Below are 12185 nucleotides of genomic sequence, written 5' to 3'. Positions count from 1 at the left end.
GGGCTGCGATGACCGACCAGGACGACCCGTACCTGATCATCTCCTCCGACTGCCACGCCGGACTGCCCACCGAGGAGTACCGGCCCTATCTGGACTCCCGTTTCCACCGGGAGTTCGACGACTTCCTCGCCGGGCGCGACCGGCGCCGCGAGGAGATGACCCGGCTCGGCATCCGCAACGAGGCGTTCGCGAACAAGTGGTTCCAGGACAACGAGGAGGGCCTGCGCGGGGGCTGGGACACCGCGCAGCGGCTCAAGGAGCTCGACGGCGACGGGGTGGCCGCCGAGGTCGTCTTCCCGGACGCCGACGCGGTCGACAGCCAGACCGCCGCGCCCTTCGGGGTGGGGCTCGGGCTCTCCGGCGATCAGGATCCGGAACTCGGCATGGCGGGCGCGCGGGCGCACAACCGCTGGCTCGCCGACTTCGTCTCCGAACACCCCGAACGGCACTGCGGGGTGGCCCTGTTGCCGGTCACGGCCCCGACCGAGCAGGTCGTCGCCGAGGTGTACCGGGCCAGGGAGACCGGGCTCGGCGCGCTGATGATCCCGTCCATGTGGGTCGACAAGGAGCCCTACCACGACCACCGTTACGACCCGGTGTGGGCGGCGGCCGCCGAATGCGGGATGCCGGTGATGACCCACTCCGGCGCCGCGCCGCGCCACGAGTACGGCGACCACCTCGGGATCTTCGTCTCCGAGGTCACCTGGTGGCCCGCGCGACCGCTGTGGTTCCTGCTCTGGTCGGGCGTCTTCGAACGCCATCCGGGGCTGAAGTTCGGTGTCGCCGAGTCGGGCTGCTGGTGGCTGCCGAACCTGCTGTGGTTCATGGACCGCCTCTACCTCGGCGCACACGGCGGCAAGAAGCTCTCCCCCTTCCAGCAGGTGAGGCGTCCGCCCCACGAGTACCTCGACCGGCAGGTCTTCATCTGCGCGACCAACACCAAGCGCCGCGAACTCGCCCAGCGTTACGAGATCGGCGTCGACAACATCCTCTGGGGCAGCGACTTCCCGCACCCCGAGGGCACCTGGCCCGACACGCGCGCGTGGCTCGGGCGCACCTTCCACGACATCCCGGTCGCGGAGACCCGCCGCATGCTGGGGCTGGCCGCGGCCGAGGTCTTCGGCTTCGACGTGGCGAAGCTGACCCCGCTCGCCCGCCGTATCGGCCCCACCCCCGCCGAACTCGGCCAGTCCGCCGACCAGGCGGCCGTCGAGGCGTCCTGGGCGCGCTCGCGCGAGGTCGGCCGGCACTGGCTGACCGACCATGACTTCCCGGCCCTGGGGGTGACGCCGTGACCGATCGCTACACGGTCATCTCCGCCGACTGCCACGCGGGCGCCGACCTGCTGGACTACAAGCCCTATCTGGAGCGGCGGTACCACGACGAGTTCGACGCGTGGGCGGCGACGTACGTCAACCCCTACGAGGACCTGCTCGCCGACACCGCCGACAAGAACTGGAACTCCGAGCGACGGCTCGCGGAGCTGGAGGAGGACGGGATCGTCGCGGAGGTGGTGTTCCCCAACACCATCCCGCCGTTCTTCCCGTCCGGCTCGCTCATGGCGCCCGCCCCGGACGCCGGGGAGTTCGAGCACCGCTGGGCCGGTCTGCGCGCCCACAATCGCTGGCTGGCGGACTTCTGCGCGGCGGCCCCGGGGCGGCGGGCGGGCGTCTTCCAGATCCTGCTCAACGACGTCGAGGAGGCGGTGAAGGAGATCCGGCGATCCGTCGCGGCGGGCCTCAAGGGCGGCCTGCTGCTGCCGGGCACACCGCCGGGCAGCGGTCTCCCGGAACTCTACTCGTCGACGTACGACCCCATCTGGGCCGTCTGCGCGGAGCTCGGCGTCCCCGTCAACCACCACGCGGGCTCGGCCTCCCCGCCGCTCGGCGAGGAACCGGCGGCGCGCGCGGTCTTCATGGTGGAGACGACCTGGTTCTCGCACCGGGCGCTGTGGCACCTGGTGTTCGGCGGCGCCTTCCGCCGTCACCCGCAGCTGAGGCTCGTGCTCACCGAACAGGGGTCTGGGTGGATCCCGGGTGTGCTGGAGATGCTGGACTACTACCACGGGCGCCTGGTCGCCGCCGCGACGCGGGCGTCCACGGCGGAGTCCAAGTTCGGCGCGGGCCTGGCCGCCCGCATGGGCAACGCGCCCTCCGAGGTCTGGCGCGACAACTGCTTCGTCGGCGCCAGCTTCATGCGCCCGCACGAGGTGCCGCTGCGCGACCGGATCGGCATCGACAAGATCATGTGGGGCAGCGACTATCCGCACGACGAGGGGACGTATCCGTACTCGCGGGAGGCCCTGAGGTTCGCGTACGCGCGCGTGCCCCGCGAGGAGGTCGCCGCGATGGTCGGCGGCAACGCCGCGCGCGTGTACGGCTTCGACCTGGACCTCCTCGACCCCATCGCGGCGAAGGTGGGCCCGACGGTCGAGGAGATCGCCGAGCCGCTCACCGAGCCGCCGGCGGACGCCACGAGCCCGGTGTTCGCGAAGGGGGCGTCGGTACGGGTCTGGTGAGCGTCGGTGCGGACCGGAGGGCCCCCGGGGTGCGATCCTCCCGTCTGTGACCGAACCCACGCATGACGAGGCCCACGGCGGCGCGCTCGCCGAGCGGCTGAACTGGCTGCGGGCGGCCGTCCTCGGAGCCAACGACGGCATCGTGTCCACCGCGGGCCTCGTCGTCGGCGTCGCCGGCGCCACGGACGACCGCTCGGCCCTCCTGACGGCGGGCCTCGCGGGACTCCTCGCGGGGTCGATGTCGATGGCCGCCGGGGAGTACGTCTCCGTCTCCACCCAACGGGACTCCGAGAAGGCCGCCCTCGCCGTCGAGAAACGGGAGCTGCGCGAGCAGCCCGAGGCCGAACTGGAGGAGCTCACCCACCTCCTCCAGGACCGGGGCCTGTCCCGGGACGTGGCCCGTGAGGCGGCCGTCCAGCTCACGGAGCGGGACGCCCTGAGAGCCCACGCGCGCGTGGAGCTCGGCATCGACCCCGACCAGCTCACCAACCCCTGGCACGCCGCGTGGGCGAGCTTCCTGTCCTTCACGGTCGGCGCCCTGCTCCCGCTCCTCGCCATCGTCCTCCCGCCCACCGGCTGGCGGCTCGCCGTCACCGTCCTCTCCTCCCTCGCCGCCCTCGTCCTCACCGGCTGGAGCAGCGCCCGCCTCGGCGCCGCCGACCCGGTCCGCGCGGCGCTGCGGAACGTGGCGGGCGGGGCGCTGGCGATGGGGGTGACGTATGCGGCGGGGGCGCTGCTGGGGGCGGCCGGAGTCTGAAACCGCCGGTGGTGGCTTTGGTGGAGATCGCCAACAAGTAAGCGCGTACTCGCTGTAATACTTGTCAGTAACAACGTCTAGCCGCGGCCGACCAGCGGTTCTACGGTGCCCACATGCCGAACCTGCCCGATGTCGTGCTGTGGTCGATACCCGCCTTCGTGCTGCTCACCGTGGTCGAGGTGATCAGCGTCCGCATCCATCCCGACGAGGATGCCGCCGGATACGAGACGAAGGATGCCGCCACCAGCGTCGGCATGGGGCTGGGAAGCCTCGCCTTCGACTTCCTCTGGAAGATCCCGATCGTCGCGATCTACACGGCGATCCACGAACTCACGCCCCTGCGCGTCCCCGTGCTGTGGTGGACCGTCCCGCTGATGCTGCTCGCGCAGGACTTCTTCTACTACTGGTCGCACCGCGGCCACCACGTCATCCGCATCCTGTGGGCCTGTCACGTGGTCCATCACTCCAGCGAGAAGTTCAACCTCACCACCGCCCTGCGCCAGCCGTGGACCACGCTCACCGTATGGCCGTTCTACGTGCCCCTGATCGCCGCCGGCGTGCACCCCGCGGCCCTGGCCTTCTGTTCCTCGGCGAACCTCGTCTACCAGTTCTGGATCCACACGGAGCGCATCGACAAGATGCCCCGATGGTTCGAGTTCGTCTTCAACGCGCCCTCCCACCACCGGGTCCACCACGCCTCCCAGGGCGGCTATCTGGACCGCAACTTCGGCGGCATCCTCATCGTCTGGGACCGGCTCTTCGGGTCGTTCGTCGCCGAGACCGAACGGCCCGTCTACGGGTTGACCAAGAACATCAACACGTTCAACCCGATCAAGGTCGCCACGCATGAGTACGTCTCGATCGTCAAGGACATCAAGGCGGCGCACAGTTGGCGCGAGCGCGCGGGGCGGGTGTTCCGGGGGCCGGGGTGGAAGCCGGCGCCGGTGGCGGAACCGGCCGAGGAGACCGTGGCCGCGTGAGACGCCCGCTCGCAGGAGCCTTCGCCCTCACGGCCGTCGTCGACCTCGTCTCCCTGGCCGCCGGCTGGGACGCCGGGCACACCGTCGCCAAGCCCCTCCTGATGCCGCTGCTCGCCGCCTGCGCGGCGTCCCGCGGCGCGCCCCGGCTCCTGATCGCCGCCCTGCTGTGCGGCTGGGGCGGCGACACCCTGCTCCTCCTCGACGCCGAGCCCGCCTTCCTCGCCGGCATGGGCTGCTTCGCCGCCGGGCACGTCTGCTACCTCGCGCTCTTCGGGCCGTACGGCGAGGCACGCGCGCGCGGTGCCTTCCTCGCCCCCGCCTACGCCGTCGTCCTCGTCGCCAGCGTCGCCCTGCTCTGGCCGGACCTGCCCGCCGACCTGCGGGTCCCCGTCGCGGGATACAGCCTGCTGCTGACCGCCATGGCGTACACGGCCGCCACCCGGCTCGGACTCCTCGCCGGGCTCGGCGGCGCGCTCTTCGTGCTCTCCGACAGTCTCATCGCGACCGGCGTCGCGGAGTGGCCCCAGCCGCCCCGGCCGGACCTGTGGATCATGCTCACCTACATCGCCGCGCAGTCCCTGCTGGTCACCGGGGTACTCGGCGAGCGACGGCCGCGGGAGTCGGCGTACGGTGAAGTGCGCCCGACCACCCCCTGAGCGCACGTACCACCACAGACGAGAAGGATCCTCGCCATGCGCGCCACCACCATCCACGCCCCCTTCGACATGCGCGTGGAGGACGTGCCCGACCCCGTGGTGCAGCTGCCCACCGACGCCGTGGTCCGCGTCCTGCGCTCCTGCATCTGCGGCAGCGACCTGTGGGCGTACCGCGGCACGGCCACGCGGCAGCCGGGGCAGCGCATCGGGCACGAGTTCCTCGGCGTCGTCGAGGAGACCGGTTCCGAGGTGGGCACCGTCCGCCGCGGCGACCTCGTCGTGGCGCCCTTCATGTGGTCCGACGGCGTCTGCGACTACTGCCGCGAGGGCCTGAACACCTCCTGCGAGCACGGCGGCTTCTGGGGCTCCGTCGGCTACGACGGCGGCCAGGGCGAGGCCGTGCGCGTGCCCTTCGCCGACGGCACCCTCGTCCAGCTGCCCAAGGACGCGGCCTCCGACGACCGTCTGCTGACCGCCCTGCTGAGCCTCTCCGACGTCATGGGCACCGGCCACCACGCCGCCCTCGGCGCCGGAGCCCGCGCGGGTGCCACGGTCGCCGTCGTCGGTGACGGGGCCGTCGGCCTGTGCGCGGTGCTCGCCGCCAAGCGGCTGGGCGCCGAACGGATCATCGCGCTCGGCCGCCACCGGGCCCGGACCGACATCGCCCGCCGTTTCGGCGCCACCGACGTGGTCGCCGAGCGCGGGGACGCGGCGGTCGAGGCCGTCCGTGAACTCACCCGCGGCCAGGGCGCGCACGCCGTCGTCGAGGCCGTCGGCACCGAGCAGTCGATGCGCACCGCGGTCGACATCGCCCGCGACGGCGGCACCGTCGGCTGGGTGGGCGTGCCGCACGGCAGCGGCACCGGGATCGACCTCGGCGTCATGTTCGACCGGAACATCGCGCTGCGCGGCGGTGTCGCACCGGTCCGCGCGTACATCCCCGAGCTGCTGCCCGACGTCCTGGACGGCACCATCGACCCGTCGCCCGTCTTCGACCTGACCCTCGGCCTGGAGGACGTCCCGGCCGGCTACAAGGCGATGGACGAGCGGACGGCCCTCAAGGTGCTCATCGCCAACTGACCGTCCCAAAAGCGGCTCACCAGCGGATCGGCACCGGCAGCGCCGTCAGCAGCCCCGACACCACGACCACCACGCCCAGCGCGACGACCTCCGCCCGCGCGGGGGAGCAGGCGGTCAGCGGGTCGGGCGCCCGGCGCAGCCGGAACCGCGCCCACAGGGCGAGCGCGGCGACCACGGCCACGAGCAGCACCTTGGCGAGCAGCACCCGCCCGTACGCGGTCGCCGTCAGCTGGTGCAGGACCGTGCCCGGCGGCATCCGGCGCAGCGTGCTGCACACCCCGGTGGCGGTGATCACGGCGAGCAGGACCACGGCCACGCGCGCGTAGAGGCCCAGCAGAGCCGCGCCCGCTTCCGTCGGCCCCCACACGCGCAACGTCCGCAGCACGTACAGCAGCCCGCCCACCCACAGCGCCGCACAGGTCAGATGGACCAGGGTCAGCCCCGACCCGACCAACGGGCTCTGCTCGGTCGTGGGATGCGCACGCAGGGCTTCCGCCACGACGACCGCGGCCGGCGGCCAGACCTGGACGGCGGGGCGGGCCGAGCGGGAGCACAGGCCCGCCAGGAGGAACGCGTTGACCTCCAGGAGCGCGAGCTTGCCGTCCCGGGACTCGTACAGGCCGCCGATGTCGATCTCGGCGAGGCTGTGCGGCACGAGGTTGCCGGTCGCCACCACCGAGGCGAGCCCCAGCGCGGCGACGAAACCGGCGGCGGCCGCGTACGGGGCCCAGCCGCGCGGCGCGGCCGGGGGAGCGCCGGGCAGGGTACGGGCCAGCCGGTTCACGAAGAGCTCGCCCACGGGGACGCACAGCGCCGCGAACAGCACCGCCCGCAGCAGCGCGATGCCGCCGATACCGGGCGCCGCGGCCTCTCCGGTGCCGTCCAGCGCGGCGGACGGGCCCAGCAGCGGGATCAGAGCGCCGAGCGTCACCAGCACGAGGAGGGCGACAGCCGTGCCGGTACCGGAGCGGGGCGAGGGCCCGGTCGCGTCGGAGGCCCCCGCCGTGGGTCTTGTCAAGGTCACCTCGTGATCTTCACCAGCTGTCGCAGAACGGGGCAAGTCCGGGAGAACATCTGGCGGTACGGCATTCCGCCCAGAGGTACGTCTTTTGGTCGGCCGCCGCTCACGCCCACCGCGCGGGATCCGCCCCCCACGGCCCCGGTGGGCGCGCCCAGTCCGTCGGCCCGCCGGCGAAGGAGACCGGCGGCAGGGCGTACCGCAGCCGCCCGATGCCACTGTCCGTCTCGGCGAGCCAGGCATCGGGCCCGTCGTACGGAGCATCCCCGGGGGAGTCGGCCGGGATGCCGTTCATCAGCCACTCCGCCGTCCGCGCCAGCGCCAGCCGTACGAACCGGCTGCCGCCCTCCTGCGACTGCTCGGTCAGCGCCCGCAGCACCTCCGCCGCCAGCAGGTACCCCGTGCCGTGGTCGAGGGCCTGTGCGGGCAGCGCCCCCGGCTGCTCCACCGACCCCTCCACCGCCGCGATCCCGGTGGCCACCTGCACGAGACTGTCGAACCCGCGCCGCTCACGCCAGGGCCCGTACGCGCCCCAGGCCGACAATTGCGCCACGACGATGCCCGGCCGCCGCTCCGCCAGCGCCCGCGGTGACAGCCCGAACCGGTCCAGCGTGCCCGGCCGGTATCCGGTGACGACCACGTCCGCCGCCGCGAGCAGCTCCTCGAAGGTCCGCCGGTCGGCCGCCAGGTCCAGCGTCGCCGACCGCTTCCCGAAGCCCGTGTCGGCATGCTGGTCGGGGAGTTCGGGCAGCAGGGGCGCGTCCAGGCGCAGTACGTCCGCGCCGAGCAGGGCGAGCGTGCGGGTGGCGACCGGGCCCGCGATCACCCGGGTCAGATCCAGGACCCGCAGTCCGGCGGCGGGCAGCAGGGGAGCCCCGTCGAGCGGTGTGAACGCACGTGCGCGTGCGGAGTCGAGCCGGGCGCGCTCGGCCAGCGGCCGCTCGGCCACCGCCACAGCCTGGGGATGCGCGGCCCACTCCTGCGGTGTCCGCAGCGCGACGGCCAGGCCCCCGGCCGCGTACACGGCCTCCTCGATCTCCAGGGCGGAACGCTCGGCGAAGGCCGCCTCGAGGGAGTCCGGCGGCCCCATCACCGCGAGCAACCGTTCCCGGTGATGCGGATAGTTGGCGTGCGTCCGCACCCAGCCGTCGGCCGTGCGCCAGAACCTGGACAGGGGCGCGAAGTTGACCGGAGCCCGGCCATTGATCAACAGATGCCGCTCGCTGACGAACGCCGTGGCGACGGCCCCGTCGTCCACCCGCACGGCGGGCACCTCGCCGAGCCCGGCCCGCCGTGCCCCCAGCTCGGCGGCGGCCCGCGCACACGTCTCGACGCAGGCAAGGGCCAGCTCCCGTACGGGAAGCCGCGCTTGCAGAACGCCCTTGGACGTGACTCCGGTCATGACTTCACTATGCAGTATTGATTCAATCAACCCGTGTCATCGGCCCATGCCTTCAGCCGTGGAGGCGGCCGACCACCAAAGACGCACCTCCTTGCGCACATCCGTCGGACGCAGCTCCCACCCCTGCGCGGCGGCGACCTGGGCGACGTACCAGCCGCCCACACCCCGGTAGTCGCGCACCGGGACAGCGCACTCGACCGGAGGCCGCGGCGTGCCGGGCTTGCGCGGGCCGGACGCCTTCGCGGTCCAGCGGCCGACCTTCTTCTCGACGCGGGCCCTGTAGTACGCGCTGTCGCCCTCGTGCCGCAGCTCCGGCCAGCTCACGCACCAGGCGGGCCACTTCGACAACGGGTCGAGCACCCGGTCCATGGTCTTGAAGAGACCCTGCTCGTACGAACTGCTGAACACGGTGATGATCTCCGTGACGAGGCCGACGGCCAGGAAGACCGCGAGAGCCACGATCCACAGCACGATCTGCACGGGCGTGTACAGAACCGTCAGAACGAAACGGAGGGTCAACTGTCCCCTGGGCCGGACTCGTTCGGGCGTCCAGGTCGCGGGATCCTCATACATGTACATGCCGCAGATCTTGCCGCACCACGGCAAAGGGCCGGACGGTACCCGCCCGGCCCTTCACGTCACGCGCGCGTGAGCGTCACTTCGCTACTTCGTCACCGCGTCCAGCGCGTCCGCGGTACCCCACCCGTAGAAGCCGTTGTAGTTCTTCGGCCCCTCACACACCGCGTCGACCTTCCCGTCGCGGTCGATGTCGTACGGGTCGGTGCACGGCGTCGCGTCGGCCTCCGCGTACAGCAGGGCCTTCACCAGGGCCGGGGAGGCCTTCGGGTGCGTCGACTTGATGAGCGCGGCCACGCCCGCGACATGCGGCGAGGCCATCGACGTACCGGCCATGTAGCCCCAGCCGCCGCCCGGCAGCGTGCCCAGGATCAGGCCGCTGGTGGCCGGCGGGGCCGGCGTCTGGAAGCGGGTCGAGTCGCCGCCGGGCGCGGCGATGTCGATGACACCCAGACCATGGTTGGAGAAGGACGACTTGATGCCCTTCGCCCCGGTCGCCGCGACCGTCACGACACCCGGCAGCTGCGTCGGGATGTCGAGGCACTGCGACGGGTCGATCACCCGGTCCGAGGGCGTGCCGTCGTTCGGGGAGACCGGGTCGGTGATCTCGTCGGCCGCGAGGTCGTAGTTCTCGTTGCCGGCCGCCGCGACATTGACGGCGCCCTTCTTCTCCGCGTACCGCGAGGCCCGGGAGACGGCGTCGACGAGCGCCCTCTGGTCCGGGTCGTTCTTGCAGTTGAAGTACCACGGATCGGTGTAATAGCTGTTGTTCGTCACATCGACGCCGTGCTCGGCCGCCCACACGAAGCCGCAGACCACGGCCTCCGTGTAGAAGTAACCGGCCGTCGTGGACACCTTGATGCCGGACACCTTCACACCGGGCGCGACACCCGTCATGCCGACGCCGTTCTTGGCGGCCGCGATCTCACCGGCCACATGCGTGCCGTGCGGGCTTTCCCCCGTGGTCGGCCGCCACGCCCCGTCGGTCGTGTCCGGCTTGCCCGTCACACAGTTGACCGACGCGGCACGGTCGAAGTTCGGCGCGATGTCCGGGTGCGTGTCGTCGACACCGGTGTCGATGACGGCGACGGTCACCTTGCTGCTGCCGAGCGACTTCTCGTGCGCCTTGTCCGCCTTGATGGCGGGCAGGTCCCACTGCAGGGGCTCGAGCGGGTCCTGTCCGGCGACCGCCCCGGCGTCCGCGACCTCCGCGGCGCTGAGCACCTTCGGCGTCCCCACGTCGGTCGTCGACTGCGCGGGCAGCGGCGCGTTACGGGTGTTGCCGGCCGACTCCACCCCGCGCACCGTGCGCACGACCTTGGCGAAGTCGGGGTTCGCCGAGTGGACGACGATCACGCCTATCTGGTCGTACGACGTGACGATCGTGCCGCCGGCCTCGGAGATCGCCTTCCGCACATGCTTGGAAGGTCCGTGTCCGGGGCTGACGTTGACGACATAGCTGAGCGAGGTCGCGTCGGCCGCGGGGGACTCCTCCGCCGCGGATGCCGAGACGTTCGGCAGGAACGCGAGTGCCGTCGCCATGGCCATCCCCATCGGGATGGCCAGCGCACGGCGGAAGCGCGGGTCAGGCGCTGTCATGCTGTCTCCAGTTCGTTCGCGGTACGAGCGGTACGAGCGGATCGTGCGGGTGCTCCGCGGGCTACTTGACCGCGCGCAGCGCGTTGACGATGCCGTAGCCGTAGAACCCGTTCACCCGCTTGCCCCCGACGCAGGTCGCGTCCTGCGTGCCGTCGCCGTCCTGGTCGTAGGAGGCCGGGCAGCCCGGGTTGTCCGCCTGCGCCTTCAGCAGCGCCTGCAACTGCGCCGGAGACGCCTTCGGGTGCGTCGACTTCAGCAGCGCGGCGACGCCCGCGGCGTGCGGGGAGGCCATCGAGGTGCCCTGCAGGAAGCCGTACGAGTTGTTCGGCAGGGTCGACAGGATGCGGCCGTTCTTCGACGGCGTGTCCGGGATCTGGTAGAGCCGGTCACCGCCCGGGGCCGCGATGTCGACGACGCCGTAACCGTACGAGGAGTAGTACGACTTCAGGTTCTGCACGCCCGTGGCGCTGACCGTCACGACACCGGGCAGCTGGGTCGGCACGTCGAAGCACTCGTGCGGGTCGATGGTGCGCGTCACCGGCGTGGAGTCGTCGGGGCTGCTGTCGTCGACCAGGGCGTCCGAGTCGAGGTCGTCGTTGGAGTTGCCCGCCGAGGCCAGGTTGAGTGTGCCCTTCTTCTGGGCGTACAGCGAGGCCCGGTTGACCGCGTCGACGATGGCCCGCTGGTCGGGGTCGTCGAGGCAGTTGTACAGCCACGGGTCCACGTAGTAGCTGTTGTTCGTGACCTCGACGCCGTGGTCGGCGGCGAACACGAACGCGCAGACGACGCTCTCCGGGTAGAAGAGGCCGTTGCTCGGGTCGGTCACATTGATGGCCGCGACCTTCACGCCGGGCGCGACACCGGCCACACCGATGCCGTTGCGGGCGGCGGCGATCTCACCGGCCACGTGCGTGCCGTGGTAGTCGTCCGCGGTGTACGGCCGCCAGGCGCCCTCGGTGGTGTTCGGGACACCGCCGTCGCAGTTGGCCGACTGCGAGGCCGAGAAGTTCGGCGCGATGTCCGGGTGGGTGTCGTCGACGCCGGTGTCGATGACGGCGACGGTGACCTTCTTGCTGCCCGGGTTGATCTGCGCGGCCTTGTCGGCGCCGATCGCCCGCAGGTCCCACTGGTCGGCCTCGAGGGGCTCGCTCTCCGCGTCGGCCGCGGAGGCGCTCTCGATCTTCTCGGCCTGCGCCTTCGTCAGGATCTGGGCCGCGCCCTCGTCCGTGGTGCTCGCGGGAGTGAGCGCCGAGGTCCGCGTCGCACCCGCCGACTGAACGCCGCGCACCGTGCGTATCTGTGCGCCGAAGTCGGGGTTGGCCGAGTGGACGACGATCACGCCGATCTTCTCGTACGTGATGACGATCGTGCCGCCCTTGGCGACGACGGCCTTCTTCACCGACGCGATCGTCTTGCGGTCCACCTTGGTGTTGACCACGTACGACAGGTTGGGCGCGTCCGCGGCCTGCGCGGCCGGCGCCGCGTACGGGGCCGCCGAGGCGGCCGACGGCAGGAAACCGAGCGAGGCGGTCAGCGAGAGAACGACGGGCACGGCGAGCGCGAGCCGACGTCTGGAACGCAGATGAGGCATGGGGTCTC

11 protein-coding genes are annotated in these 12185 nt (G+C 71.9%); 6 read left to right on the top strand and 5 right to left on the bottom strand.

Annotated features, from left to right (window positions below; translation table 11 throughout):
- The first annotated feature begins 8 nt into the window (after positions 1-8).
- The 6 genes from OG381_RS13070 (at position 9) to OG381_RS13045 (ending at position 5991) form a co-directional block, all read left to right on the top strand.
- Positions 9-1295 carry an amidohydrolase family protein gene (locus OG381_RS13070; protein WP_327716272.1) on the top strand — a complete coding sequence of 429 codons (1287 nt, stop codon included), beginning with the start codon at positions 9-11 and terminating at the stop codon, positions 1293-1295.
- Positions 1292-2518 (top strand): amidohydrolase family protein, encoded by a 1227-nt coding sequence (locus OG381_RS13065; protein WP_327716271.1) that lies wholly within the window; start codon positions 1292-1294, stop codon positions 2516-2518. Before OG381_RS13070 ends, OG381_RS13065 begins: the two co-directional genes overlap by 4 nt.
- A 46-nt stretch (positions 2519-2564) precedes the next feature.
- Positions 2565-3275, top strand: coding sequence for a VIT1/CCC1 transporter family protein (locus tag OG381_RS13060; protein ID WP_327716270.1), 711 nt, complete (start codon positions 2565-2567; stop codon positions 3273-3275).
- A 113-nt stretch (positions 3276-3388) separates the two neighbouring features.
- On the top strand, positions 3389-4255 hold the full coding sequence (locus tag OG381_RS13055) for a sterol desaturase family protein (RefSeq protein ID WP_327716269.1): 867 nt from the start codon (positions 3389-3391) through the stop codon (positions 4253-4255).
- The gene (locus tag OG381_RS13050) at positions 4252-4911 is read left to right on the top strand and encodes a lysoplasmalogenase (protein ID WP_327716268.1); all 660 of its coding nucleotides are present in this window, start codon (positions 4252-4254) and stop codon (positions 4909-4911) included. Before OG381_RS13055 ends, OG381_RS13050 begins: the two co-directional genes overlap by 4 nt.
- A gap of 36 nt (positions 4912-4947) precedes the next feature.
- A complete protein-coding gene (locus OG381_RS13045; RefSeq protein WP_327716267.1) occupies positions 4948-5991 on the top strand; it encodes a zinc-dependent alcohol dehydrogenase family protein in 1044 nt (347 codons plus the stop codon).
- Between the two features lie 16 nt (positions 5992-6007).
- Here OG381_RS13045 and OG381_RS13040 read toward each other — a convergent pair whose 3' ends face one another.
- The 5 genes from OG381_RS13040 to OG381_RS13020 all read right to left on the bottom strand — a co-directional run bounded on the left by OG381_RS13040 (position 6008) and on the right by OG381_RS13020 (position 12177).
- The gene (locus tag OG381_RS13040) at positions 6008-7015 is read right to left on the bottom strand and encodes a CopD family protein (RefSeq protein ID WP_327716266.1); all 1008 of its coding nucleotides are present in this window, start codon (positions 7013-7015) and stop codon (positions 6008-6010) included.
- Between the two features lie 100 nt (positions 7016-7115).
- A complete protein-coding gene (locus OG381_RS13035) occupies positions 7116-8411 on the bottom strand; it encodes a CoA transferase (RefSeq protein WP_327716265.1) in 1296 nt (431 codons plus the stop codon).
- A 36-nt stretch (positions 8412-8447) separates the two neighbouring features.
- A complete protein-coding gene (locus OG381_RS13030) occupies positions 8448-8990 on the bottom strand; it encodes a hypothetical protein (RefSeq protein ID WP_327716264.1) in 543 nt (180 codons plus the stop codon).
- 84 nt (positions 8991-9074) lie between these two features.
- Positions 9075-10586, bottom strand: a complete 1512-nt coding sequence (locus OG381_RS13025) for a S8 family peptidase (RefSeq protein WP_327716263.1) — start codon at positions 10584-10586, stop codon at positions 9075-9077.
- Between the two features lie 61 nt (positions 10587-10647).
- The gene (locus OG381_RS13020) at positions 10648-12177 is read right to left on the bottom strand and encodes a S8 family peptidase (RefSeq protein ID WP_327716262.1); all 1530 of its coding nucleotides are present in this window, start codon (positions 12175-12177) and stop codon (positions 10648-10650) included.
- Between the last annotated feature and the right edge of the window lie 8 nt (positions 12178-12185).

The organism is Streptomyces sp. NBC_00490 (assembly GCF_036013645.1).
In the GTDB taxonomy this organism is placed as follows: domain Bacteria; phylum Actinomycetota; class Actinomycetes; order Streptomycetales; family Streptomycetaceae; genus Streptomyces; species Streptomyces canus_F.
Note: the sequence above shows the minus strand (reverse complement) of the source record. Positions and strands in the feature narration are given on the sequence as shown.